At 69.2% G+C, this 26,477-nt stretch carries 16 protein-coding genes and 1 pseudogene; 6 read left to right on the forward strand and 11 right to left on the reverse strand.

Features of this window, described 5'->3' with window-relative positions:
• Position 1 precedes the first annotated feature (1 nt).
• The 4 genes from ACQY8B_RS17245 to ACQY8B_RS17260 are packed head-to-tail and all read right to left on the reverse strand — an operon-like array spanning position 2 to position 3,174.
• Positions 2-1,018 carry a S49 family peptidase gene (locus tag ACQY8B_RS17245; RefSeq protein WP_237679208.1) on the reverse strand — a complete coding sequence of 339 codons (1,017 nt, stop codon included), beginning with the start codon at positions 1,016-1,018 and terminating at the stop codon, positions 2-4.
• A 1-nt stretch (position 1,019) separates the two neighbouring features.
• On the reverse strand, positions 1,020-1,388 hold the full coding sequence (locus ACQY8B_RS17250) for a Rieske (2Fe-2S) protein (RefSeq protein ID WP_422087827.1): 369 nt from the start codon (positions 1,386-1,388) through the stop codon (positions 1,020-1,022).
• A gap of 21 nt (positions 1,389-1,409) precedes the next feature.
• Complete coding sequence (locus tag ACQY8B_RS17255) at positions 1,410-2,081, reverse strand: HAD family hydrolase (protein ID WP_081271213.1); 672 nt, start codon at positions 2,079-2,081, stop codon at positions 1,410-1,412.
• The gene (locus ACQY8B_RS17260; protein ID WP_422087828.1) at positions 2,074-3,174 is read right to left on the reverse strand and encodes an RluA family pseudouridine synthase; all 1,101 of its coding nucleotides are present in this window, start codon (positions 3,172-3,174) and stop codon (positions 2,074-2,076) included. The genes ACQY8B_RS17255 and ACQY8B_RS17260 overlap by 8 nt, the downstream gene beginning before the upstream one ends.
• Before the next feature lie 553 nt (positions 3,175-3,727).
• Here ACQY8B_RS17260 and ACQY8B_RS17265 point away from each other — a divergent pair.
• Positions 3,728-6,970 carry an Rne/Rng family ribonuclease gene (locus ACQY8B_RS17265; protein ID WP_422087829.1) on the forward strand — a complete coding sequence of 1,081 codons (3,243 nt, stop codon included), beginning with the start codon at positions 3,728-3,730 and terminating at the stop codon, positions 6,968-6,970.
• A gap of 137 nt (positions 6,971-7,107) precedes the next feature.
• Here ACQY8B_RS17265 and ACQY8B_RS17270 read toward each other — a convergent pair whose 3' ends face one another.
• The gene (locus tag ACQY8B_RS17270; protein ID WP_422087830.1) at positions 7,108-7,509 is read right to left on the reverse strand and encodes a hypothetical protein; all 402 of its coding nucleotides are present in this window, start codon (positions 7,507-7,509) and stop codon (positions 7,108-7,110) included.
• 54 nt (positions 7,510-7,563) lie between these two features.
• Positions 7,564-8,439, reverse strand: a complete 876-nt coding sequence (locus ACQY8B_RS17275; protein ID WP_422087831.1) for an SDR family oxidoreductase — start codon at positions 8,437-8,439, stop codon at positions 7,564-7,566.
• A 177-nt stretch (positions 8,440-8,616) separates the two neighbouring features.
• On the opposite strand from ACQY8B_RS17275, the gene ACQY8B_RS17280 reads away from it, so the two are divergent.
• Positions 8,617-9,528 (forward strand): LysR family transcriptional regulator, encoded by a 912-nt coding sequence (locus ACQY8B_RS17280; protein ID WP_422087832.1) that lies wholly within the window; start codon positions 8,617-8,619, stop codon positions 9,526-9,528.
• Positions 9,529-9,598: 70 nt separating this feature from the next.
• On the opposite strand, the gene ACQY8B_RS17285 is transcribed toward ACQY8B_RS17280, so the two are convergent.
• The gene (locus ACQY8B_RS17285) at positions 9,599-10,063 is read right to left on the reverse strand and encodes a LysR substrate-binding domain-containing protein (protein WP_422089063.1); all 465 of its coding nucleotides are present in this window, start codon (positions 10,061-10,063) and stop codon (positions 9,599-9,601) included.
• 6 nt (positions 10,064-10,069) lie between these two features.
• Here ACQY8B_RS17285 and ACQY8B_RS17290 point away from each other — a divergent pair.
• Positions 10,070-10,817 (forward strand): annotated as a pseudogene (locus ACQY8B_RS17290) (MFS transporter); the annotation flags it as partial.
• Between the two features lie 18 nt (positions 10,818-10,835).
• On the opposite strand, the gene ACQY8B_RS17295 reads toward ACQY8B_RS17290, so the two are convergent.
• From ACQY8B_RS17295 to hemC, 4 genes are read right to left on the reverse strand one after another with little or no spacing between them, the layout of a single operon-like run.
• A complete protein-coding gene (locus tag ACQY8B_RS17295) occupies positions 10,836-12,119 on the reverse strand; it encodes a heme biosynthesis protein HemY (protein ID WP_422087833.1) in 1,284 nt (427 codons plus the stop codon).
• A 7-nt stretch (positions 12,120-12,126) separates the two neighbouring features.
• The gene (locus ACQY8B_RS17300) at positions 12,127-13,221 is read right to left on the reverse strand and encodes a uroporphyrinogen-III C-methyltransferase (protein ID WP_237679200.1); all 1,095 of its coding nucleotides are present in this window, start codon (positions 13,219-13,221) and stop codon (positions 12,127-12,129) included.
• Positions 13,218-13,988 (reverse strand): uroporphyrinogen-III synthase, encoded by a 771-nt coding sequence (locus ACQY8B_RS17305; RefSeq protein WP_422087834.1) that lies wholly within the window; start codon positions 13,986-13,988, stop codon positions 13,218-13,220. The genes ACQY8B_RS17300 and ACQY8B_RS17305 overlap by 4 nt, the downstream gene beginning before the upstream one ends.
• 16 nt (positions 13,989-14,004) lie before the next feature.
• Positions 14,005-14,910 carry a hydroxymethylbilane synthase gene (hemC, locus tag ACQY8B_RS17310; protein ID WP_422087835.1) on the reverse strand — a complete coding sequence of 302 codons (906 nt, stop codon included), beginning with the start codon at positions 14,908-14,910 and terminating at the stop codon, positions 14,005-14,007.
• 101 nt (positions 14,911-15,011) lie between these two features.
• On the opposite strand from hemC, the gene ppc reads away from it, so the two are divergent.
• The 3 genes from ppc (at position 15,012) to ACQY8B_RS17325 (ending at position 26,417) form a co-directional block, all read left to right on the forward strand.
• Entirely contained in the window at positions 15,012-17,855 is a 2,844-nt protein-coding gene (ppc, locus tag ACQY8B_RS17315; protein WP_422087836.1) for a phosphoenolpyruvate carboxylase, read from the forward strand.
• A 166-nt stretch (positions 17,856-18,021) separates the two neighbouring features.
• Complete coding sequence (locus tag ACQY8B_RS17320; protein ID WP_237679196.1) at positions 18,022-18,240, forward strand: hypothetical protein; 219 nt, start codon at positions 18,022-18,024, stop codon at positions 18,238-18,240.
• Positions 18,237-26,417, forward strand: coding sequence for a GH36-type glycosyl hydrolase domain-containing protein (locus ACQY8B_RS17325; RefSeq protein WP_422087837.1), 8,181 nt, complete (start codon positions 18,237-18,239; stop codon positions 26,415-26,417). The genes ACQY8B_RS17320 and ACQY8B_RS17325 overlap by 4 nt, the downstream gene beginning before the upstream one ends.
• The last annotated feature ends 60 nt before the right edge of the window (positions 26,418-26,477 follow it).

A 26,477-nucleotide genomic window follows, 5' to 3' on the forward strand; every position in this document is an offset into this window, starting at 1 on the left:
GTCAGCGCAGTGCTGGCGCGGTGTGCATCAGGCGCACGGTGGTTTCGGCCATCGAGGCGCCGAACTTCTTGGCCAGCTTCTCGGCCACGTTGTCGCGCCGGGTGTAGTCGATCACCTCGTCGGCCTTGATCACTTCGCGCGCCACGTAGTCGACGTTGCCCAGCTGATCGGCCAGGCCGTATTCGACGGCTTGCTCGCCGCTCCAGAAAAGACCGCTGAACAGGCCTGGGGTGTCCAGCTTCAGGCGGTCGCCGCGGCCGGTCTTGACCACGTTGATGAACTGCGCGTGGATCTGGTTCAGCATGGTCTGCGCATGGGCGCGCTGCGCATCGCTCATGGGACTGAACGGGTCGAGGAAGCCCTTGTTCTCGCCGGCCGTCAGCAGGCGGCGCTCGACGCCGACCTTTTCCATCACGCCCGTGAAGCCGAAGCCGTCCATCAGCACGCCGATGCTGCCCACGATGCTGGCCTTGTCGACGTAGATCTTGTCTGTGGCGGCGGCAATGTAGTAGGCAGCCGACGCGCAGGTCTCTTCGACCACGGCGTAGATGGGCTTCTTGTACTTGGCCTTCAGGCGCTTGATCTCGTCGTTGATGATGCCGGCCTGCACCGGGCTGCCGCCAGGCGAGTTGATCAGCAGGATCACGCCCTTGGCGCCTTCGTCCTCGAAGGCGGTCTTCATGGCCGCGACCACGAATTCGGCGCTGGCGTCGCCGCCATTGGCGATCTCGCCCTTGATCTCGACGACCGCCGTGTGGGCCGTGGTCTTGGCCGTGCTCGGCGCGCTGCGCGACAGCGCCAGCCAGGCCAGGAAGATGAAGAAGGCCAGCCACGAGAGCCGCACGAAGGTCTTCCAGCGTCGCGTGGCCTTCTGCTCGTTCAGCGATGCGAAGGCGAGTTTCTCGAGGGTGGCGCGCTCCCATCCGGGGCGCTGCGTGGGATCTTTGGCCATGTTGCTGGGGGTGGCCGGCTCAAATGGCTCGAACCCGGCGGGTTCTGTTCTGTTCGGGTCGGTCATGTCAGAAAGTCAGGGGGTGGAGGTTCCAGTCAGTATGCCAGTGCACTACGCCGTCATGCTCGCTGAGTGCGATCTTCACGAGGCCGCCGCGGCACGGGCCGCCCGCGCATTCGCCGGTATCGGGCCTGTAGACGGCACCGTGCGTGGCGCACAGCAGCCACTGGCCGGTGTCGTCGAAAAAGCGGTCGGGCTGGAAGTCCATCTCCATCGCCACATGGCTGCACCGGTTGAGAAACGCATGCGGCTGCCCCTCGAAACGCACCGCGAACGCGCGGCAGGTTTCACCGCCATGAACAACGTCGAAAGGCACGGCGAGGCCGCCCTCGACCAGGTCCGAGGCATTGCAAAGCGGGATGCGTTCTTCACTCATGGAAGCACTCTGGTTTGTTGTTCAGGCGTTGCCCAGGAGCCACGCTTCGAGGTCGGCCACCGAGTGCGCGACGTGCAGCGGCTTGAATTCGTCGAAGCTGGCGGGCTCGTGGGCGCCATAGCTCACGCCCACGCTGGCGCAACCGGCGTTCTGCGCCAGCTGCAGGTCGTGCGTGGTGTCGCCGATCATCAGGGTGCGCTCGGGCGTGACGTCGAGTTCTTCCATCAGCTCCAGCAACATGCGCGGGTGCGGCTTGCCGAAGGTTTCGTCGGCGGTGCGCGAGGCTTCGAAGCGGTCGCGCAGGGCGACCGACTTCAGCGCCTCGTTCAGGCCGCGGCGCGACTTGCCGGTGGCCACGGCGAGCTTGTGGCCGCGCGCGCGCAGCGCATCGAGCATCTGCAGCACGCCGTCGAACAGCACCAGGTCGTCCTGGTGCTGCAGGTAGTGGTAGCGGTAGCGCGCCCCCAGCTCGGGGTATTTCTCCTTCGGCACGTCGGGCGCCGCGCGCGCCAGCGCCTCGGCCAGCCCCAGGCCGATGACCCAGGCGGCGTCGTTCTCGCTCGGCTTGGCGCCGCCGACGTCGATCACCGCCGCCTGGATGCAGCGCACGATCAGGCGCGTGGAGTCGTAGAGGGTGCCGTCCCAGTCGAAGGCGATCAGGTCGAAACGGGGAGGTCGGGAAGCGTCAGTCATGGGCCGTGGGAGTGGGGTGTTGGGCCATCGCCTCGAGGGCGGCGGGTGGCATCAGCGTATTCAGTTCGGGCGGCAGGCCAGCCTGCAGCGCCACGCGTTCTCCGCTGGCCGGATGGTTGAATTGCAGGCGCCAGGCATGCAGGAACATGCGCTTGAGGCCGAGTTTCTGGAGGGCGCGCTGGCGGTCGGATTCGCCGTACTTGTCGTCGCCGGCGATCGGATGGCCCGCTGACGCGAGGTGCACGCGGATCTGGTGGGTGCGCCCGGTCTTGATGGTCACGGCCAGCAATGACACCGGCGCGGCATCGCCCGGCAGCGTGAGCCGCGCCAGTACGCGCACCAGCGTCACGGCGCGCATGGCGTCCGGATGATCCTTGGCGACCACGCGCACGCGGCGCTCGCCGGCACCGGCGCCGGAACCGTCGGGCAGCAGGTATTTGGCAAGCGGCGCATCGAGCACCTTCTTGTTGGCGGGCCAGTCGCCCTCGACCAGCGCCAGATAAGTCTTGCCGGTCTCGCGCTCGCGGAACTGGTCCTGCAGGGCGACCAGCGCGCTGCGCTTCTTGGCGACCAGCAGGATGCCGGAGGTCTCGCGGTCGAGCCGGTGCACCAATTCCAGGAATTTGGCGCCCGGCCGCGCCGTGCGCAGTTGCTCGATCACGCCGAAGCTCACGCCGCTGCCGCCGTGCACTGCCACGCCGGCCGGCTTGTCGATGGCCAGGACGGCGTCGTCTTCCAGCAGCACCGGAAATTCGCGCGCCGGCGCGGGCGGGGCCGCGCCCTCTTCCGCGCGCGCCGAAATACGGATCGGCGGCAGCCGCAGCACATCGCCGGCTTCAATACGGGTTTCGGCCTGCACACGGCCCTTGTTGATGCGCACCTCGCCCGACCGGATGATCCGGTAGACATGCGTCTTGGGCACGCCTTTCAGATGGCGGAACAGGAAGTTGTCGAGCCGCTGCCCGGCGGATTCGGCATCGACCGTGAGGAATTTGATGGCGGCATTCGGCGCCCCGGACTCGCCTGAGGCTTTTTGGCCTGCGGGATTTGGAGCAGCCGCGAGGCTCTGCTTCGCACCTATAATGTTTTTCACCAGCGCGGTCATGTAAGTGCTTGATTAGACAGAAGTTTAGTCCACTGCCATCAAATACCCAGGGCGGCGCTGTGAGGTCGATGCCGCTTTGGCGCCGAGCTGCAAACCCCGCGCAATTGCGCAAAGTGGCAGGCCCGGCACCCGAGTCAAGCCGACACCCACGAAACACCGATACGGAATACCAGCCTGCAGCTGTCCAAGCTGCCGGCGGATCGAAGCGAGTCCCTTGTTGTGTTGATGCTGCTGATTCAAATGTGCCTGCACTGGCTGATGCCAGTGGCCTCAGGCATTGGATCGCCCGCAGCGCGCGCCACCATTGCGCAACCGGCTATCAAAAAGATAGCCACTCAACACCGAATCTGGCTCGCGCCCATCCACGCGCCCCCACCCCGACTGTCTTCTTGAGCTAGCGCTCTAGAGGCCTGCTCGCGCCTGGCGCGGCAGTGAACAGCATTCGGGGCCGAAGCGGCAATTCCCTGGTTTCGCGGGCGTCGTCCGTGCATCGTTGGCTCGTCAAGAGCCGGTAGAACGATACATATAAGGACAACGCATCATGAAGCGGATGCTGATCAATGCCACGCAGGCCGAAGAACGCCGCCTGGCCATCGTCGACGGGCAGAAACTGCTCGACTACGAAATCGAAATCGAAGGGCGCGAACAGCGCAAGGGCAACATCTACAAAGCGGTCGTGACCCGCGTCGAGCCGTCGCTCGAAGCCTGTTTCGTCGACTACGGCGAAGACCGCCACGGCTTCCTGCCGTTCAAGGAAATCTCCAAGCAGTATTTCGCCGAAGGCGTGTCGGCCAGCCAGGCCCGCATCCAGGACGCGATCCGCGAAGGCCAGGAACTCACCGTCCAGGTCGAAAAGGAAGAGCGCGGCAACAAGGGCGCTGCCCTCACCACATTCATCTCGCTGGCCGGCCGCTATGTCGTGCTGATGCCCAACAACCCCCGTGGCGGTGGCGTTTCGCGCCGCATCGAGGGCGACGACCGCGCCGAACTCAAGGAGGCGATGGACCAGCTCGAGTACCCGAAGGGCATGAGCATCATCGCGCGCACCGCCGGCATCGGCCGCATCGCGTCCGAACTCCAGTGGGACCTGAACTACCTGCTCAAGCTCTGGAGCGCCATCGACGGCGCCGCCAAGGGCGGCAAGGGCGCTTTCCTGATCTACCAGGAATCCTCGCTCGTCATCCGCGCCATCCGTGACTATTTCAATCACGACATCGGCGACATCCTGATCGACACCGACGACATCTACGACCAGGCGCAGCAGTTCATGGCGCATGTCATGCCCGAGCATGCCGCCCGCGTGAAGCGCTACCGCGACGACGCCGCGCTGTTCAGCCGCTTCCAGATCGAGCACCAGATCGAATCGGCCTACGCCCGCACCGTGCAGCTGCCCTCGGGCGGCGCCATCGTGATCGATCACACCGAAGCACTGGTTTCGGTCGACGTGAACTCGGCCCGCGCCATCAAGGGCGGCGACATCGAAGAGACCGCCACCCGCACCAACCTCGAAGCCGCCGACGAAGTGGCCCGCCAGATGCGCCTGCGCGACCTGGGCGGCCTGATCGTCATCGACTTCATCGACATGGACGAGTCGAAGAACCGCCGAGAAGTCGAAAGCCGCCTGCGCGACGCACTGCGCCAGGACCGCGCCCGCGTGCAGTTCGGCTCGATCAGCAAGTTCGGCCTGATGGAAATGAGCCGCCAGCGCCTGAAGCCGGCGCTGTCGGAAGGTTCGTCGATCCCCTGCCCCCGTTGCGGTGGCTCGGGCCACATCCGCGACACCGAATCGAGCGCGCTGCAGATCCTGCGCATCATTCAGGAAGAGTCCATGAAGGACAACACGGCCGCCGTGCATGTGCAGGTGCCCGTGGAAGTCGCCTCGTTCCTGCTGAACGAAAAGCGCCCCGAAATCGCCAAGATCGAGCTCAAGCAGCGCGTCACCGTGCTGATGGTGCCCAACAAGACGCTCGAAACGCCGAACTACAAGCTCGAGCGCCTGAAGCACGACGATCCGCGCCTCGACCACATCGAAGCCAGCTACAAGATGGCCGACGAGATCGAAGACCCGACCTCGGTCACGCGCCGTTCGCAAGAACCCACCAACAAGCAGACGCCGGTCATCAAGGGCGTGCTGCCCGATGCGCCCGCGCCCGTGGTGCCGCCCAAGCCCGAAGCCGTGCGCGCGCCCGTCGCAGCACCCGCGCCGGTCGCACCGCCCGTGGTCAGCGCGCCGGTTCCGGCACAGACCGGCTTCTTCGCCTGGATCAAGAACCTGTTCGGCGGCACGCCGGCCCCTGCTCCGGCGCCGGCCCCGTCCGCGATTCCGGTCGAGGCACCGAAGCCCCGTCGCGATGGCCGCCCCGGCCGCGACGGCGAAGCACGCGGCGGTTCGCGTGACGGCGAACAGCGCCGTGGCGGCCGTGGTGGCGAAGGCCGCGGTGAAGGTCGCAACGCGGAAGGCCGCGGCGAAGGCGGCGGACGTTCGGGTGGTCGCGACGGCGAACGCCGTGGCGGCCGCGGCGGCGAGCGCCGTGAAGGACGCGAAGGCCGTGAAGGTCGCAACAGCAGCGAACTGCGCGCCGACGGCGCCCCGCAGCAACCGCGTGAACAACGCGAGCCGCGCGAACAGCGTGAACCCCGCGAGCCGCGCGAAGCACGCGCACCGCGCGACGGCGAACAACGCCGCAACGGCCGTGGCGAGCGCCGCGAAGGCGAAGGCCGCGATGGCCGCAACGCACCGGCAGAAGCACTCGAAGGCAACCTGAACCTCGAAGCCCAGCAACTGGTCTCGGGCGAAGAAGGCAATGCAGGCGAACGCGCACCGCGCGCCCGCGGCGAACGCCGTGAACGTGGCGAGCGCAACGAGCGTGGCGAACAACGCGGCGAGCGCAACAACGACCGCGCCGAACGCAACGGCGACGCCCAGCAGCCCCGCGGCGAAACCGCCGTTGCCGGCGAAGAAGCCGCCCAGGGCGAGCGCCAGCCGCGCAACGGCCGCGACGAACAGCGCGCTCCGCGCGGCGAACGTGGTGGTGAACGTGGCGAGCGCAACGATGGCCGCCGCGAGCGCCGCAACGACGCGCCGCAGGCCGAAGCCGATGCAAGCGGTGCCGAGGCGGCAGCAGCCGACGTCGAACAGACCAACGACGGCGGCAACGAGCAGGCACCTCGCCGCGAAGGCGACGAGCGCCGTGGCCGTTCGCGTGACCGTTACGGCCGCGATCGCCGCGAACGCGGTCCGCGCGACGAAAACGAAGCCGGCGCACCAACCGCCGATGCCGCCGAAGTCGCCGTGGCGGAAGCCGCACCGACGGCCGAGGTGCAGGAAGAAGCCCCGGCGCAGCGCCGCCAGCAGCAGCAACTGCCGATCGCGTCGGAGCAGGCCGTCGTGGCCGAAGCCGCAGTCGCCGCGCCGCAAGCACGCGAGCCCGCGCCCCAGCCGGTGCGCGCCGAGCGCCCCGCGCCGGCCGTCGTGCCTGCAGCCGCTGCGGTACCTGTCGCCAACGGCCGCGCGCTGCCGAAGGTTCAGCCCTTCGAACTGCCGCTGGACGAACTCGCGCAGATCGCCCGGAACTCGGGCCTGCAGTGGGTCAACTCCGATGCCGAACGCATTGCGCAGGCACGCGCCGCCATTGCCGCCGAGCCGAAGCCGGTGCATGTGCCGCGCGAGCGTCCGCCGCTGGTGGTGCTCGACGAAGGCCCGCTGGTGCTGGTCGAGACCCGTCGCGACCTCGGTTCGATGTCGCTGCCGTTCGAACAGCAACAGCAGCAACATCCCCTCTGAGCGGCACCCGCAGGCCGTGTAACCGGTCTGCTGGTCGCTTGAATCGAAATGCCCCGCAATGAGCGGGGCATTTTTCATTGGGCGAGCGAATTGCGCGATGGTCTCGTGATCGAGCGCGCAAGACGCCCGCGCCGTCTTCAGTCAGTCCCGAAGCATCGCGCCGCCGCGTCCGCCGTGTCCTGCGGCGTCGTGTTGAAGGCGATGGCCGTGCCGGGTGCGGCCCGGTGCACGGCGTTCACCAGTTGCTCGAAGAGCAGCAGGCTCTTCGGCGGGATGCGGATGCCGCCGCCGATCACCACGCAATCGTAGGCCTGGCCGGCGAGCTGCTTCTTCACCATCTCGGTCGCCGAGGCGTCGGGTGGCACCAGGCACAGCTCGGCGGCCCAGCCGCGATCGGCCATCTGCTGCATGCCGATGGCGATGCCGGCATGGATCTTCGCGGCGTCGAAGCCGGGCGGCAGCGCCGGGTCCGAAAAATCGACGGTCTCGGGCTGCTGGCCGATGAACAGCACGCGCTTGGGGGCAATGGACGAGGTCATGAAAATCTCCTGCTGGTTCGTTGAAGAAATGAAGTGCCGTGGACGGACAGTCGATCACGCCTGCCAGCCGAGGGCCGTCTCGCGCGCGAAGTCGCGGTAGCTGCGCGGCGGGCGGCCCAGCAGGGTCGTCAGCCGCTCGATGTCTGCTGGCGTGGCGACCGCGCCGTCGACCTGGTAGCGACGCATCATCGCGCGCAGGTCATACGCCAGCCAGGCCGGCGCCTGGGTCTTGACGGCCCTCTCGAACGCGTCGAGATCGCCGCCCGCGTAGCGAACGTCGCGGCCCAGCGCGTCTGACCAGAGGTTGGCCAGCGAGGCGCCGGTGAGCGCGTCGGGGCCCGACAGCTCATAGGTTGCGCGTGGCAGCGCGGCTGGCGAGCGATCGCGCCGCAGCAGCTCGACGACGGCCGCATCCGCGATGTCGCGCACGTCGACCATCGACACACCCTTGTCGCCGACCGGCGAGACATAGAGCCCGGCTTTCGTCAGCGGATCCTTGAGCGTTGCGTCGTTCTGGAAGAAGTAGGACGGGCGCAGCACGGTCGCGGGCAGTTCCATCTGTTCGATCATCCGCTCGACGGCGTACTTGGCGGTGAAGTGCGAGACATCGGTGTACTCGGCACTTCGCGTCACCGACAGGTAGACGATGCCCTTCACGCCCGCCTCTCGGGCCAGCCCGAGCGTGTTGATGGCCTGGGTCAGTTCGTCGGGCGCGTTGCTGACGAGCAGGAAAAGCGTGTTCACGCCAGCGAGGGCCAGGCGCATCGCGTCGGCGTCCAGCAGGTCGCCGCGGACGGCGGTGACGCCGGCGGGAAAGCCGGCCTTCTGCGGCGTGCGGGTGAGCGCGCGGACGCTGGCGCCGCTCGCGGCGAGTTGGGCGACGACCTGGGCACCGATGCGGCCGGTGCTGCCTGTGACGAGGATGGACATGATTTGCTCCGAAAGTGAAGCGCGGCGGATGGCTGCGCTGGGTTGGAAGGGATCTTTCCGCTGTCGGCCCGGCGGGGTCGGCATGGCGTTCTGTTCCCGTGACTGAAGATTAGGTTGTCTCTATTCCGGCGCATAGACTCCAGCATCTAGACGGTTCGTCTCATATCCGGAACAGCCATGGATCTTCATGCCCTCGCCGATTTCCACCTCGTCGCCACCCACGGGGGTTTCGGCCGCGCCAGTCGCGCAAGCGGCCAGCCGAAGGCAACGCTGTCCCGTCGCGTTCGAGAACTCGAGAAAAGCCTCGGAGTGCGGCTGATCGAGCGCGGCTCGCGCACGCTGCGCCTGACGGACGAAGGCGTGGCCCTGCACGCGCGCACCGGCTCCCACATGGGCGAGATTGCAGAGGCCTTGCAGGACGTCAGGGCCGGGCTGGGTCGACCGAGTGGCCGCCTGCGCGTCAGCGTGCCCCTGTTGTTCGCGCAGACGAGCCTGGGTGCGGTGGCCGCCGCGTTCCTGGCCGCTTTTCCGGAGGTGCTGCTTGAGGTCACTACCGACGACCGCTTCGTCGACCTCGTCGCCGACGAAGTCGACGCCGTCATCCGCGTGAACCCTCGCCCGGACAGCGAACTCGTGGGGCGATGCTTTCTGCGCAATCGGCTGATGCTGGTCGCGCCGCCCGGCTTGCCGCGGCCCGCCGTCGACGCTCAACCGGATCGGCCCGACCGCTTCCCGGCGGTCATGCGCACGGGAGCGTCGCACGACGAGACGTGGCGCGTCATCGACGAGGAGACCGGCCTGGAGAGGGTGTTCCATCCGCAGGCGGTGCTGCGCCTGGCGTCGCCGCTGTCGATGCGAGACGCTGTTCTGGGCGGTGCGGGCGCCGCCATGATCCCGCGCACGATCGCGGTCGACGCTCTCGCGTCAGGCCGGCTGGTGAGCTGGGGCTTGTCGACGGCGGTCGCGACCGAAATCTGGGTGCTTCATGCGTCGCATCGACTGGTGAGCCCCAAGGTCAGCGCATTCGTCGCCTTCGTCTGCGACTACTTCAGTGAGGATGCCCATCGCGACGCGCTGAGTCACGGTTGAGCGGACGAACACAGTCACTTGTCTCGGACCCGACGCGGGCTGTTTGCAGGGCTTGTTCGGGCGACGTTTTTCATGCCTTCCCGTACACCGGCAGGTCCGGCATTTCGAGAATCAACTGGCCGAAGCGGCAGGCGCATTCCGTGCGCCCACCCTCGCTCCAGATCAGCGAGAAATCCACGCTGGGCAGCGGCGGCAGCCCATAGCGGCCGTCGACGATCTTCATGCCCGGCTCCACGTCCTCGCGCGCCAGCACCGTGACCGCCAAACCTGCCAGCACTGCCGCGCGAATGCCGTGCGGACTGACCGAAGTGAAGACGACATGCCATTCGAACGGTGCGGCGTCGAGCGCGGCGCCCGCCACCTCCCGGTTGACGCAGGGCTTGGGAGAAAACGCCATCGGCAGCGATGCGCCCGGCGGCGGCTCTAAGGTTTCCGCTGCCACCCAGACCAACTGCGAGCGACGCAGGCGCGTGCCTTCCACGCAGTCGGGCGGGGACATCACCACCGCCAGATCAAGTTCGCTCGCGCGGATCATTGCGCGCAAATCAACCCGCACCCGATGTTCGATTTCTCGGTGTTCCACATCCGCAACTTCTCGGGCTCGATGATCGGATCGGTCGGCATGAACTTCAGCTTCTGGCCTTTCATGATCTACCTGCCGCTCTACTTCCAGGGCGCGCTGGGCTACGACGCCGTCACCGCCGGCTCGGCCTTGCTGGCGTACACGCTGCCGACGCTGGTGCTGCCGCCGTTGGCGGAGCGGCTGTCGCTGCGCTGGCAGCCCGGCGCCGTCATTCCCATGGGCCTGTTCGTGATCGGGCTGGGCTACATGGCAATGCGGCTGGGCAGTGGCATGGCCTATGCGAGCTGGGTCACGATGCTTCCCGGCTGCCTGCTGGCCGGCGTCGGGCATGGACATGAGCGCGCGCCTGATCACGCTGGCCATCAACATCGCGTTGATGGGCTTCATCCTGCTCGAGGGCATTCACGCGCACCTGAAAGCCGCGCTGTCCGCGTCGCTGGACGCGCCGCAGCTGCGCGCTTTGGCGGAGAAGATCGCGGCCGGCAGCTTCGCATCGCTCGGCGAGAGTTTTCCGGCGCTGTCGCAGGCGGACCCGTCGGGTGCCACGGTGCACGCGGCACTGGTGCAGAGCTTCGGCTGGGTGATGCTCTACGGCGGTATCGGCGTGTGGGTGCTGGCCGGCGTCAGCCTGCTGATTTTCGGCAGCGGCCGGCTGCCGGTGCCGGCCGGTGGATTGAAGGCGGCGAAGGAATCCGCCCGCTCCTGAAGCCGCCGCGCGGCGCGCTCAGGCGCTCTCGACCTGCGCCGCGCGCTTCCAGGCTTCGGCGGCCTGCGCGGTGTCGTTGCGGTCTTCGGCCAGGTAGGCCAGCGCCAGCCAGGCGCGGCGGTACAGATCCGTGTCCTGCAAGCCCAGCCCGGCCTGCATGAGCAGCTGCTGGGCCTTGCCCCACAGCTGCCGCTTCATGCAGGCCATGCCTGCGAGGTACTGCAGATTGGGGTCGCGCGGATTGTTGCGCTGCGCACTCTCGATGCGCGCCAGCCATTCCGCATCGACCGAGTCCAGCCCCGCCTCGAGCGCGCGCGCCAGCTTGACGCGCAGCGCATCACCCAGGCTGCGCGGATTGCCGACCATCTGCTCCCAGGCCGGCAGCAGCCAGCCGCGCGCGAGCACCAGGTCGCCACGCAGCGCGACCATGCGCTGGGCCGCGTGGATCGCGACTTCGGGCATCTGGCGTTCGTTGGCATCGAGTTCGGACCATGCGCGCTGCAGTTGCGCCGGGTCGTGCGCGCCCGCCAGCAGTTCGGTCGCGAGGCCGCGCACGATGCTCTGTGCGGCGGCTTCCGAGAAAGCGCGGTGCTTGGCGAGCAGGCGCGCGGTTTCGAGTGCCTCGAGCGTCCGCCGATCCTGCCGGGCCGCCTTGAGCCGCAGCCGCAAAGCGAGCGTGCGGCGCTGCGCGCCCTGCGGCAGTTCTTCGAGGCGGGCGAGCGCAGCGGCCGCATCGCGGTCTTCGAGCGCCCAGCGCGCCGCGCGCAACTGCACGCCTTCGCGCGTTTCCGGACTGGCCAGCACGGTGCGGTCGGCGCTTTCGTTCAGTGCCTGCTGCAGATGGGCATCGCGCGCCGGCTTGTCTTGCAATGCCTGCGCGCTCTCGGCCGCGAGCAGGTGCGACAGCACGCGCACCTGCTGCGCCTGCGGCAGGCTGGCGCCTAGCGCCGACAGCGCTTTTTCCTGCGTCAGCGCGGCCTGCGCGGCCTTGCGCGCACGCGAGAAACGACCGGAGATCAGCTGCACCATCGCATCGAGCAGCGCCGCATGCAGCGTGCGCTCCTTCTGCTGCAGCCGCCATTGGCGCGCCTGCTTGGGCAGCGAGAACAACGCCGCCAGGGCACGCAGCGCGGCATGCAGCAGCACGAACACCACCAGCAGGATCACCAGCACCAGGTTCAGCGAGAGATCGACACGCCACGGCGGCCAGAACACAGTGATCGTGCCCTGGTTGTTGCCTGCGAAAAGAGCGACTGCCGCGGCGACGGCGAACAGTGCGAGGAGCCAGATTGCTGCGCGCATTTGCTGGTCAACGTCCTGCGGCGGCGGTAGCCAGGGCGGCCAGCGTGTCGTCGATGCGGACCGGCTCGGTCGTCCTCACCTGCTGCTGCAATTGCTGCAGCAGCGTGGCGGCAGCCTGCGTGCGGCGCGATGCGGGGTCGAAGTACCGGTTGAGCGATGCCGCGACCTGGGACAGTTCGGTGCGGGTGGCATCGACCTGGCGCGACAGCAACGACAGCCGCGCGTTGAGCAGCTTGAGCTTGAGGTTCTCGCGCAGGAAGTAAGACTGTTCGGGCGCCAGCAGGACCGCTTCCGGGCTCTGGATGCGGCCCACGCGCACCAGCGAGCGGGCCTCGCCACGAATGGCCAGCAGCATGCGCTGCCACCAGGGCGCGTCGGCGGGAATCGGCTCGGCCTGCCATGCATTGGCGCCGGTGCCGCGCAGGGCCACCGCATTGAGCGTGGGCAGGTCGTCCACGCCGCGCATCAGTTCGTCGAGCCTTTGCAGGGCCTCGGCGTTGTCGGTGCTGGCGCTGCTGCGCAGGCGGTCGGCATCGCGCTGCATGGCGCGCTGCAATGGGGCGAGCCGCGGTTGCGCCGCACGCGAAATGCGCACGTCGCCGGCCTTCAGCGCGGCCAGCAACGGCTCCACGCTGCCGGTGACCTGGGCCTGCTGCAGCGCGAGGCGCACGGCCGACTCGATGTCGATCACGAGGTTCTCGTCGCGCGAACGCGAGAGGCTTTGAATGAGTTCTTCGAGCTGCGAACGCTGCAGCGCGACTTCTGCCACCCGCGTCTCGACCAATGCCACGCGGGCCGAGGCGTCGCGCACGGTGTCGCTGGCCTGGCGCGCCAGCGTGCGCGCTTCCATCGACTGCGAAAGGGCATCGGCACTCTGGCGCGCCAGCTGTTCCTTCATGCCGCTGACCTTCTGCCACAGCGCGATCGCCATGATCAGCGCCACCAGCGCGATGAAGGCCACGAGGCCGAATCCGAGACGCGACAGGATCACTGCGCCCGCAGCCTGGGCGGCAGGGGTCTGGTGGGGGGCGACAGTGGCAGGCACGGGCACCGTTGCGGCGGAAGGGGGAGAAAGGTCGTCGGACGGGGACGCGGCGCTCATGCGAGGGATTCTATCGACGCGATCAACGCATCCTGCAACGGTGTGCACACACGCAACGCCCCGAAACCCGCGGCGCGCGCGGCTTCGCCGATGCGTGCATGGGTGGCGACGGCGCGCGCCGCATGCCAGTCGGTGCCGGGCATCGCGCGTTGCAGATTGCCGATGGCTTCGGAACTGCTGAAGAGCCAGATCGCGCGGCCCTGCGCGCCGTCCGTCGCGATGCGGAGTTGTACGACGTCCAGCGACGGCGGCAGGCGCCGATAGGCGACCACGGTGTCGCGCTGGCCGCCCGCGGCGTCGATTTCCCTGGCGAGCCAGTCGCGTCCGGCGGGTTGCCCGGACTCGTCGCCGCCACGCACGATCAGCACGCGCACGCCGGTAGTCACCTGGCCGTGCACGCGCTCCCACAGGGCCTCGGAATCGAAGCGCGTGGCTTCGGGCGGCGGTGCGTCGATCTGTTCCGGCGGCACGCCCGCACGCAGCAGGGCGCGCGTGGTGCCCGGGCCCGTGGCCCAGAAACGGCGCCCGGCCGTCATGCCCGGTGTTTCATGCTGGAAGAAATTCTCGACCGCGGTGGCGCTCACGAACATCAGCGCCGCATAGCCGTCGAGGCGGCGCCAGGCCGCGCGCAGCGGCTCGGCATCCGCCACCGGCGCGATCACGATCAGCGGCAGTGCCACCGCGTCGAGCCCGGCGGCGCGCAGGTCATCGACCCATTGCGCCGCCTCGCGCTCGGGGCGCGTGACGATGACGGGACGGGCGGTCATGCGATGACCACCGGAATCAGTGGGCCCCGGCGTCGCGCAGCAAGGCGGCGGCTTGCTGGCCGAGCGCATCGGCCTGGGCGAAGTCGCCGGCCTGCGCCAGCGCGTGCACCTTCACCAGCGGCACCCTGCCTTCGGGGTCGCCCCAGGCGGCGTCTATGCGCAGCGTGCCGTCGGCCTGCCAGCGGGCATGGGCCGCGAGCGGCATGGAGCAACTGCCACCCATGGCGCGGCTCACGGCGCGCTCGGCGGCGGTGGAGAGCCAGTCGCCCCTGTGGGTGATGGAGGCGAGCAGTTCGATGAGGTCGGCGCGATCCGCCCGCACCTCGATGCCCAGGGCGCCCTGCCCGGCCGCGGGCAGCATGGTGTCGGGATCGAAGGCCACGCGGATGCGGCTTTCGAGCCCCAGCCGCTTGAGTCCGGCTGCCGCCAGCACGATGGCGTCGTATTGGCCTTCATCGAGCTTGCGCAGGCGGGTGTCGAGGTTGCCGCGCAGCGGTTCGATGCGCAAGTCGGGCCGCAGCGCGCGCAGCAATGCCACGCGGCGCAGGCTGGAGGTGCCGACCACCGCGCCGTGCGGCAGTTCGTCGAGCGAGGCATGGCGGGGGGAGACGAGCGCGTCGCGCGGGTCTTCGCGCTCCAGCACGCAGGGAAGCACGAAGCCCTGGGGAAGCTCCATCGGCACGTCCTTGAGCGAATGGACGGCGATGTCGGCGCGCCCTTCTTCGAGCGCAAGTTCCAGTTCTTTCACGAAGAGGCCCTTGCCGCCCACCTTGCTCAGCGTGCGGTCGAGGATCTGGTCGCCGGTGGTGGTGAGCCCCAGCAGGCTGACCGTGTGGCCTCTTTCCTGCAGAAGCGCCTGCACGTGTTCGGCTTGCCACAAGGCCAGCCGGCTTTCGCGCGTGGCGATCACGATATTGCTCAAGGCCGTTCCCAAAAGTACATGTTTCAAACCGCTGGAATGCTAGCATGTTGCGCCGCAACAACGCAGGCGGCGCACCCATTCAAGACCAGGAAAAAAATCGAATGAAAGCCAGCAAGACAACTGCTCCTCCCAAGCGCCGCCAAGCCGAAGACCAGCCGCTGATCGACGATATCCGACTGTTGGGCCGCATCCTCGGCGACGTGATCCGGGAGCAGGAAGGCGAAGAAACCTATGCGCTTGTCGAGAAGGTCCGCACGCTGTCGGTGGCGTTCCGCCGCGACGCCGACCACGCCGCCGACCGCGCGCTGAAGAACCTGCTCAAGGGCCTGAGCGCCGCGGAAACCGTGCGCGTCATTCGCGCCTTCACTTACTTCAGCCACCTGGCCAACCTGGCGGAAGACCGCCACCAGATCCGCCGCCGCACCGAGGCCGAGCGCGCCGGCGAAAGCGCCGAAGGCGACCTGCAGACTGCGCTGGCCCGCATCCGCAAGGCCGGCGTGAAGCCCGACGAGATCGTGGCCTCGCTGGCCCACAGCTACGTGTCGCCGGTGCTCACCGCGCACCCGACCGAAGTGCAGCGCAAGAGCATCCTCGATGCCGAGCGCGCCATCGCGCTGCTGCTCACCACCCGCGACGAAATCAGGCTGCGCCAGAGCGCCTATGCCGGCGGCAAGGACACTCTTTCGCCGCTCGAGTTCGCGGAGAACGAAACGCAGATGCGCATCCGCGTCACGCAGATCTGGCAGACGCGCCTGCTGCGCTTCTCCAAGCTCACCGTGGCCGACGAGATCGAGAACGCGCTGAGCTACTACGAAGCCACTTTCCTGCGCGAGATCCCGCGCGTGTACGCCGACCTCGAGAAGGCGCTGGCCCAAGGCGGCCACGCGCCTTCGGTCGCGCCCTTCCTGCGCATGGGCCAGTGGATCGGCGGCGACCGCGACGGCAACCCCAACGTCACCGCCGATACGCTCAACTACGCGCTCAGCCGCCAGAGCGAACTGGCGCTGCGCCACTACCTCACCGAAGTGCACTACCTGGGCGGCGAGCTGTCGCTCTCGGCCACGCTGGTCGACGTGACGGTCGAAATGCAGGCGCTGGCCGAGCGTTCGCCCGACACCAGCGAACACCGCAAGGACGAGCCCTATCGCCGCGCCCTCACCGGCGTCTACGCGCGCCTGGCGGCCACGCTGCGCGAGCTCACCGGAGGCGAGGCCGCGCGCCACGCGGTCGCGCCGCAGAACCCGTATGCCACGGCCGAAGAGTTCCTGGCCGACCTGCGCACCATCGAGGAGTCGCTCGACGAGAAGCACGGCAGCGTGCTCGCGGAGCCACGCCTGCGTCCGCTGATCCGCGCGGTCGAGGTGTTCGGCTTCCACCTGGCCACGGTCGACCTGCGCCAGAGTTCGGACAAGCACGAAGCCGTGATCGCCGAACTGCTGGCCACCGCGCGCATCGAGCCCTCGTATGCATCGCTGGCCGAAGAGGCCAAGCAGACGCTGCTGCTGAAGCTGCTCGACGACGCCCGCCCGCTGCGCGTGCCCGACGCCGACTACTCGCCGCTCGCCAGGAGCGAACTGGCCATCTTCGCCGCCGCCCGCGCCGCGCGTGCGCGCTACGGCGCGGCGGCCATCCGCCACTACATCATCAGCCACACTGAAACGGTGAGCGACCTGCTCGAAGCCCTGCTGCTGCAGAAGGAAGTGGGCCTGCTGCGCGGCGCGATGACCAGCAACGCGACCTGCGACCTGATCGTGGTGCCGCTGTTCGAGACCATCGAAGACCTGCGCAACGCCGCGCCCATCGTGCGCGCCTTCTATGCGCTGCCCAACATCCAGGCGCTGATCGAACGCTCGGGCGCCGAGCAGGACGTGATGCTCGGCTACAGCGACAGCAACAAGGACGGCGGCATCTTCACCAGCAACTGGGAGCTGTACCGCGCCGGCATCGCGCTGGTGGCGCTGTTCGACGAGCTCAACAAGAAGAAGGCCAACCCGATCCGCCTGCGCATGTTCCACGGCCGTGGCGGCACGGTGGGGCGCGGCGGCGGCCCGAGCTACCAGGCCATCCTCGCGCAGCCGCCCGGCACGGTGCGCGGGCAGATCCGCTTGACCGAGCAGGGCGAAGTCATCGGCTCGAAGTACGCCAACCGCGAGATCGGCCGGCGCAACCTCGAGACGCTGGTGGCCGCCACGCTCGAAGCCACGCTGCTGCCGCAGGGCAAGTCGGCGCCCGCCGCCTTCCTGTCGGCCGCGGGCGAGCTTTCGAGCGCCAGCATGGCCGCCTACCGCAAGCTGGTGTACGAGACACCGGGCTTCGGCGACTACTTCTTCGGCTCCACGCCGATCCGCGAGATCGCCGAGCTCAACATCGGCTCGCGCCCCGCCTCGCGCAACCCGAGCCACAAGATCGACGACCTGCGCGCGGTGCCGTGGAGCTTCAGCTGGGGCCAGTGCCGCCTCACCATTCCGGGCTGGTTCGGCTTCGGCTCGGGCGTCGAGCAGTTCCTGGCCGCGGCGGGCAACGCAGCCGGCAAGAAAGAACGCCAGGCGCTGCTGCAGCGCATGTACGAGCAGTGGCCGTTCTTCCGCACGCTGCTGTCGAACATGGACATGGTGCTGGCCAAGAGCGACCTCGCGCTGGCCTCGCGCTATGCCGAACTGGTGACCGACCGCAAGCTGCGCCAGAAGGTGTTCTCGATGATCGACGCCGAATGGCACCGCACGTCGGACGCGCTCACGCTCATCACCGGCGCGAAGCAGCGGCTCGAGGGCAATGCCGAGATGCAGCGCTCGGTGCGCCACCGCTTTCCGTACATCGATCCGCTGCACCACCTGCAGGTCGAGCTGATGCGCCGCTACCGCGCGGGCGACGGCGGCGAGAGGCTGCAGCGCGGTATCCACATCTCGATCAACGGGGTGGCTGCGGGGCTGCGAAACACGGGTTGACGCGTCGCGGCGCTTCGCTGTCGAAAGGGGCGCCTTGTGCGCCCCTTCCTACGTGAACACGAGGCAATGAGGCACCCGTAAGGTCATTTAAAGGGGTACGGTCGGACACGGTCAAAGTTCTCGCAATCGCGCGGCAGCTCGAAGTCGTTACAAGGAGCCCGTTGCCATGCCAGTCCCGCAGTCCCTTACCCATTCGCAGATCGATTTCGTCGGCAGCGATTTCGAAGCGCTGGCTTCCCACATGCGCCACTGCGCGCGCGCCCACGGGCGATGGTTCTCGGTGCGCAGCCATATGCAGCGAGTGCGTGCACTGGCTGCCGGGCGCATCGTCACGATGGCCTGCGTGGCCGTCGTTCTGGGCGTTGGCCTGTTCGCCCTCACTTGAGCGCCGCAGCCGTTGTCGACCGCCTCGAGGGGCTCAGTCACTACGCCCGGACCCTTCTGCTGGGCCCGCACGACCCGGTAGCACCTCCGATCAGAGCCGAACTCTTCGGCGCCCAACGCTTCGAGCAGCACGGCCACAGCCTGGCCCGTGCCCAGGTGGTTGAAGACGAGCACCGCCGCACACGCCAGGGCGCGCCTTTTTTTCCGCGCGTGGACGAGAACCTCGCCTCGCTGCGCAGCGCCTTCGACTACATCGCGCTGACATCGCTCAGCGGACGCTACGTGTCGCCGGCCGCCGAATGGCTCCTCGACAACTTCCACCTGGTCGAGGCGCAGCTCCAGCAGATTCATGACGGCGTGCCGCGCAGCTACTACGCGCGGCTGCCCAAGCTGGCCACGCCGCCGCTCGCGGGCCTGCCGCGTGTGTACGGCATTGCCTGGGCCTACGTGGCCCACACCGACAGCGTGCTCAACAAGACGCTGTTCACCGCCTTCCTCAACGCCTACCAGGACATCGACGAACTCACGCTCGGCGAGCTGTGGGCGCTGCCCACCACCTTGCGCGTGGTGCTGCTGGAGAACCTGCGGCGCATGGCCGAGAGCATCGCCGAGAACAAGGTCGCGCGCGAAGTCGCGCATGCCGCCTGGGACGGCGCGGCCAAGCTCTCCGAGCAGGACCTCGACGTGCTCTACCGCGCGCTGCAAAGCCACGGCCTGCAGGACAACTACCTCACGCAACTGTGGCAGCGCCTGCCGGTGGAGCGCAGCGAGGACACGCCCGCGCTGGTGCGCTGGACCGAACAGCACTGCCCCAACGGCCCGGCGCTGATCGGCGACGCGCAGAACGCGCAGGCGGCCGCCAACCTCACGGTCGGCAACATCATCACCACGCTGCGCATGATCGGCCAGGTCGAGTGGAGCGACCTGATCGAGCCGGTGAGCCGTTCGCTGCGCGTGCTTCGCGAGCTGCCGAGCTTCGCGAACGAAAGCGAAATCACGCGCCAGCAGATCACGCATGCGATGGAGCAGGTGGCGCGCGGCACCGAGCGGCCAGAGCGCGAAGTGGCACAGGCCGTGGTGCGGCTGGCCGCCGCCGCGCCGGCCGAAGACGCCGGGGCGGAGACCGACCGGGCCGACGGCACGGCGGGCTACTACCTCTTCGGACAAGGGCGCCCCTCGCTGATTGCCGCGCTGCAGGCAGGCAGCCCGGCGGACCGCGCCACTCCGCGCACCGAGCGCCTGGGCCGGGCGCGCGGCCGTCGCGGCTGGCGCCTGCCCGTCTACGTGAGCGCGGTGGCCCTCGGCACCGCGTTGCTGCTGGCTTGGGTGGTACACAGCCTGCCGCACCGCGAAGACTGGACCACGGTCCTGGCGCTGGTCCTGCTGGCGTGGCCGCTGTCCGAGGCGCTGATCGCGCTGGCCCAGCGCATCATGGCGGAATCGGTGCGCGTGCAGGCTCTGCCGCGCCTCGACTTCGCCACCGGCATTCCCGAACGGCACCGCGCCCTCGTCGTCATCCCCACGCTGCTGAGCTCGACCGCCAACAACGCGCAGCTGGTTCACCGGCTCGAACTGCACTGGCTCTCCAACCGCGAAGCCCACGCGCAGTTCGCGCTGCTGACAGACTGGGCCGACGCCGCCCAGGCCCTGCTGCCCACCGACACGCCGCTGCTCGACGACGCACTGCAACGCATCGCCGCTCTGAACACCAAGTACCCCCCGGCCGAAGGTGCCGCCCCGCGCTTCCTGCTGCTGCATCGCCCGCGCAGCTGGAGCGACACCGAGCAGCGCTGGATGGGCTGGGAGCGCAAGCGCGGCAAGCTGGAGATGCTGGTGCGCCTGCTCGCGGCCGGCGACGCCAGCGGCTTCCTGCCGCTCGCGCCTGGCCAGCAGCTCGCCGCCGGCCGCACGCCCTACGTGCTCACGCTCGACAGCGACACCGGCCTGCCGCCCGGCGCATTGCGCGACCTGGTGTCGATCGCGGCCCATCCGCTCAACGCCCCCGAGATCGATGCGCAAAGCCGGCGCGTGGTCGCGGGCTTCGGCATCCTGCAGCCGCGCATCGTCACGCCGTTCCCGATGCGCAACGAGCGCTCGCCGTACCACTGGATGTTCGCGGGCCAGTGCGGCCTCGACCCCTACGGCAGCGGCGCCTCGGACATCTACCAGGACGTGTTCGGCAGCGGCTCCTTCACCGGCAAGGGCCTGCTCAACGTGCGCGCCCTGCACGCCACGCTCGACCGCCGCCTGCCCGACGGCGCGGTGCTCAGCCACGACCTGCTCGAAGGCACGGTGGCGCGCTGCGCGATGGTGAGCGACGTGGTTCTTGTGGAGGACCATCCGCACCATGCCGGCGTTGCGGCGTCGCGCGTGCACCGCTGGGTGCGCGGCGACTGGCAACTGCTGCCGCTGATGTGGCGCGCGCACCGCTTCGGCATCGACGCGCTGGGCCTCTGGAAGATGAGCGACAACCTGCGCCGCTCGCTGGTCGTGCCCGCCTCTTTCGCGCTGCTGGCGCTGGTGATCTTCACGCAGGCCATGCCGCTGGGCTGGGCGCTGGCGGCAGTGGCTTCGGCGCTCACGCTGGGCCCGCTGCTCGGCGCGCTGGCCGGGCTGGTGCCGACGCGGCGCGCCATCGAGCTGCGCCACTTCTTCGACGTGGGCGCGGTCGAGCTGCTGCGCTCCATGGCGGGCGCGGCATGGCAGTTCGTGCAACTGGCTGCGCAGACGCGGCTGCTGCTCGATGCCTGGTTCCGCGCGACGTGGCGGTTGGTCGTGAGCCGGCGGCACTTGCTCGAATGGACAACGGCGGCGCAGGCGCAGGCGCAAGCCAGCCAGCAACTGGCTCCGTTCCTGCGCAATGCGGCCGTCAGCAGCGTGCTGTGCCTCGTGCTCGCGGTGGCCGCGCACTGGAGCGCGTATCCGGTGGTCGGACCTTTGCTGTTCCTGCTGTGGGCGCTTGCGCCGGTCGCGGCCTGGTGGAGCAGCCGCGTCGAACCGAAGGCGGCCGACCCGCTCGGCGCCGGGCAGCGCACTTACCTCGACAAGCTCGCGTACGACACCTGGCAATTCTTCGTGCGCGTGGTGGGACCGGAGGACAACCACCTGCCGCCCGACAACCTGCAGCTGGAACCGCAGCCCACCATTGCGCACCGCACATCGCCGACCAACATCGGCATGTACCTGCTGGCCGCCTGCTGCGCGCGCGAGTTCCGCTGGATCGACACCACCGCGCTGCTGGCGCGCCTGGCGGCCACGCTGGACACCGTCGATCGCCTGCAGAAGCACGAGGGCCACCTGTTCAACTGGTACGACACGCAGACGCTCGCGCCGCTGCCGCCCCAGTATGTGTCGAGCGTGGACAGCGGCAACTTCGCTGGCCACCTGGTGACGGTGGCACAGGCCTGCCGCGCATTCGCTGCCGAAGGAGGCCATCCGCAGGAAGCGGCGGCGCTAGAAGCGCTGGCCCGGCGCTGCGACCTGCTGCACGACGGCATGGACTTCAGCGGCCTCTACGACGCCAAGCGCCACCTGTTCCACATCGGCCTGCGCGTGGAAGAGAACGTGCTCGACGCCAGCTACTACGACTTGCTGGCCTCGGAATCGCGGCTGCTGAGCTTCCTGGCGATCGCCAAGGGCGACGTGCCGCGCCGCCACTGGATGGCGCTGGGCCGGCCCTTCCTGCTGGTGGGCTTCCAGCCCAGCCTGAAGTCGTGGTCGGGCTCGATGTTCGAGTACGTGATGCCCGCGCTCGTGATGACCGAGCCCGAAGACGGCCTGCTGCAGGTGGCCAACACCGCCGCCATTGCCGAGCAGCAGGCCTTCGGCCGCGCGCAGAACCTGCCGTGGGGCGTCTCGGAGTCGGCCTATTTCGGGCAGGACCATTCGCTGGCCTACCAGTACTCGCCCTTCGGCGTGCCGCGCCTGGCGCTGCGGCGCACGCCGCCGGCCGACCGCGTCGTGGCGCCCTATGCCAGCGTCATGGCGGCGCCGTTCGCGCCCGAGGCCGCCGTGGTCAACCTGGAGTTGCTCGAATCGCTGGGCGCGCGCGGCGAGTTCGGCTTTCACGACGCGATCGACTTCACCGTCTCGCGCCAGACCGAAGGCCAGGACTTCACCGTGGTGCGCAACTTCATGGCGCACCACCAGGGCATGTCGCTGGTGGCGCTGTGCAACCTGCTGTGCGCCGACGCGCCGCGCCGCTGGTTCGGCAGCGCCGCGCTGGTGCAGGCGCACGAGTCGCTGCTGCACGAACGCACGCCGCGCCAGATCATCGGCAGCGCCGATCCGCGCACACCACCCGAGCCCGGCCAGGCCGAGCTGGCGCCGCTGTTCCAGCCACGCGTGGTCGACCCGATGGCGCCCGGCTTCCAGCCCACGCACCTGCTGTCGAACGGCCGCTACACCGTGTCCCTGCGCGCCAACGGCGCCGGGGTGAGCCGCTGGCATGCGTTCAACGTCACGCGCTGGCGCGACGACCCGCTGCGCGACAGCTACGGCACCTTCTTCTACCTGCGCGACGAGGGGCAGCAGGCGCTGACCTCCCTCACCGCCCTGCCCGCCCCCGGCGATGGCTGGCGCTACCGCACCCGCTTCCTGGCCGACCAGGTGCAGTTCGACGCCGCCGGCCCGGGCCTGCAGGTGCGCACCACCGTGCTCATCAGCCCGGAGGACGACACCGAGCTGCGCAACATCACGCTGCACAACTCGGGCGACGAGACACGCACGCTCGAACTGCTGTCGTACTTCGAGCCGGTGCTGTCGAACCCCAAGGCCGACGAGGCGCATCCGGCGTTCGCCAACCTGTTCGTCGAGTCGCGCTGGGAGCCCGCATGGCGCGCGCTGCTGCTGTCGCGCAAGCCGCGCCTGCACGGCGACGCGGTGGCCGCGGCGGCGCACTTCCTGGCCTCGGTGGACGCCAACGTGCTGTCCGTCGACTGCATGACCGACCGGCGCGCCTTCATCGGCCGCAACCGCACGCTGGCCGATCCGGCGCTCGATGCGCAGCCGCTCGCGCACAACGGCCGGCCGGTGAACGGCCTCGACCCCATCGCCTGCCTGCGGGTGCGCCTGTCGCTCGCGCCGGGCGCCACCGCGCGCCTGAGCTTTGCAACCGCCGCCGCGGAGAGCATCGAGGCGCTGATGCCCGGCATCGACCGCTACATGCAGCCGATGCACGTGGAACGCGCCACCCGCATGGCCGCCACGCTGGCACAGGTGCGGCTGCGCGACCTGAGCATCGCGCCCGCCCAGAACGTGGCGCTGCAGGACCTGACGACCATCCTCACCTACACCACGCCGCGCGTCATGAGCGACCGCGGGCTGATCGACCTGCGGCAGATCTGGCGCTTCGGCATTTCCGGCGACAAGCCCATCCTGCTGGTGCACATCCACTCGATGATCGGCATGGGGCTGATCAACACGCTGCTGCGCGCGCAGCCCTGGTGGGGCTTCGGCGGCGTGGCCTGCGACCTGGTGGTGCTCAACAGCGAACCCAACTCCTACCTGATGCCGCTGCAGCGCGAGATAGAGACGCTGCGCTCGCGCGTGGCGCAGCAGACGCAGAACAGCTTTCCGCGCAACGACACGGCCGGCTTCTACCTGCTGCGCGACCAGGACGTGGTGCCCTCGGAGAAGGCCGCGCTTTCCAGCCTGGCGCGGGTGGTGTTCACCGCCGAGGGGCGCTCGCTCGAAATGCAGGTGGCGGCGCTGCACGAAGCCCGCAACGAGGCCCGCAACGACACGGCACCGGTCGCCGACGATGCCGCTGCGCCGCGCGGCGTGCCGCTGCTGTCGCACACCGCCGCCACGCCTTCGGCCGGCGCGCCCACGGGCGACTTCGACGCCGGAACGGGCGAGTTCCACTTCGAGGTCGGCGCGGGCCGCCGCACGCCGCGGCCCTGGGTCAACGTGATCGCCAACGCGAACTTCGGCTTCCAGGTGTCCGAGTGGGGCACGGGCTTCACCTGGGCCGGCAACAGCCGCATGCACCAGGTTACGCCGTGGGCGAACGACCCGGTGCAGGACCCGGCCTTCGAGCACTACCTGCTGCAGGACGTGGCAACACGCAAGATGCTGCCCCTCACGCCCGCCGGCAGCGGCGACGGCGAGTCACTGCACCGGGTGCGGCACGGCCAGGGCTACACCGTGTTCGAGTGCCGCCAGGGCTCGCTCATGCTGGAAACCACCTTCTTCGCGGACCGCGACGAGGCCGTGAAGATCGTTCATGTGCGCGTGCGCAACGAAGGCAGCGGCCAGCGCCGGCTGCGCGCGCTCTCGATGGTCGAGTGGCAAATGGGCTCGGCACGCGGAGAGCGCCGCACGGTGCATTGCTGGAAGCCCGAGGACCAGCCGGCCGTGTTCGGCCAGCAGCGCGAGTCGAGCGCGGGCTTCGGCGGCAGCGCGGCCTTCCTGCTGCTCGCGGGCCTGCCCGGTGCCACGCAATGGACCTGCGACCGCAATGAGTTCTTTGCCGGGCGCGGCATCGTCGAGGTGCCCGACACCCTGGCCCAGCGTGCGGGCAGCGGGCTCGACGCATGCGCGGCCATCGGCGGCGAATTCGTCGTGGCGGCGGGCGAAACGGCGAGCTTCAGCTTCGTGCTGGGCCACGCCGACAACGCCGAGGCCGCGCTCGGTCTTGCACGCCGATGGCGCCAGCGCGACGTGCCCGAGGCACTGGCGCAGGTGCGCGCCTTCTGGGACGACCTGCTCGGCCGGCTGCAGGTGCGCACGCCCGATCCGCTGTTCGACGCGCTGGTCAACCGCTGGCTCGTGTACCAGACGCTGGCCTGCAGGCTCTGGTCGAAGGCCGGCTTCTACCAGGCCGGCGGCGCCTTCGGCTTTCGCGACCAGCTGCAGGACGCGATGGCCTTCGCGCTCACCGATCCCGCGCGGCTGCGCGAGCAGATCCTGCTGAACGCGGCGCGGCAGTTTCCAGAAGGCGACGTGCAGCACTGGTGGCACATGCCCGGCGGCGCCGGCGTGCGCACGCATTTCTCCGACGACCTGCTGTGGCTGCCGTATGCATCGGCGCACTACGTCGAAGTGACGGGCGATGCCTCGCTGCTCGACGAGATGGCCGGCTTCATCGAAGGCCCCGCCATTCCGGACGGTGCCGAAGACGCCTACTACGCACCGCAGCGCAGCGGCGAGACGGCCAGCGTGTTCGAGCACGGCGCGCGCGCCATCGACCGCAGCCTGAAGACCGGCGTGCACGGCCTGCCGCTGATGGGCACCGGCGACTGGAACGACGGCATGAACCGCGTCGGCAACGAAGGCCGCGGCGAATCGGTGTGGCTCGCATGGTTCCTGTGCCGCGTGGTCGAGCAGTTCGTGCCCCTCGCCCAGGCCCGCGGCGACCACGAGCGCGCCGCGCGCTGGACCGCCGCGCGCACCGGCTGGATCGCCGCGCTGCACGACGCCGGCTGGGACGGCGCCTGGTTCCGCCGCGCCTTCTTCGACAACGGCGCGCCGCTGGGCTCGTCGGCCAACGACGAGTGCCGCATCGACCTGATCGCGCAGGCGTGGTCGGTGCTTTCTGGCGCCTCTGACGATGCCCACACCCGGCCGGCGATGGCATCGGTGAAGAAGCTGCTGCACGACGAACCGGCCGGCCTGCTGCGGCTGCTGACACCGCCCTTCGCCAACTCGCCCAACAACCCCGGCTACATCCAGGCCTATCCGCCGGGCGTGCGCGAGAACGGCGGCCAGTATTCGCACGGCGCCGTATGGGCGCTGATGGCGCAGGCGCAGCAGGGCGACCATGAGGCGGCATGGCAGAGCTTCGAGGGCCTGAGCCCGGCCCACCGCGCGCGCCATCCCGTGCGTGGGCCGGCCTACGAACTGGAGCCCTACGTGATGGCGGGCGACATCTACGGTTCCGCGCCTTACGTCGGCCGGGGCGGCTGGAGCTGGTACACCGGCTCGGCCGCATGGCTGCACCGCGCGGCGGTCGAGTCGCTGCTGGGCCTGAGCGTGAAGGGCCGGCTGCTTTCGCTTACGCCGCACGTGCCGGCGCACTGGCCGGGCTTCGAGATCGCGCTGCGGCTGGGCGCGCGCACGCTCACGCTGCAGTGGGGCGACGTGCCGGGCGCCGCAGCGCCGACGCAGCACCTGGCGGCTGGCGAATGGATCGACTGGCAGGCGCTGCCGGCGGGTGCGGTGCTGCGGGTCGCGTGACGGGCCCTGCGCTGGCCTAGACTCGCAACCCCACTCCCATCCTGCGACCGATAAAGGAAA

The organism is Variovorax sp. (assembly GCF_965279555.1).
Classification (GTDB): domain Bacteria; phylum Pseudomonadota; class Gammaproteobacteria; order Burkholderiales; family Burkholderiaceae_C; genus Variovorax.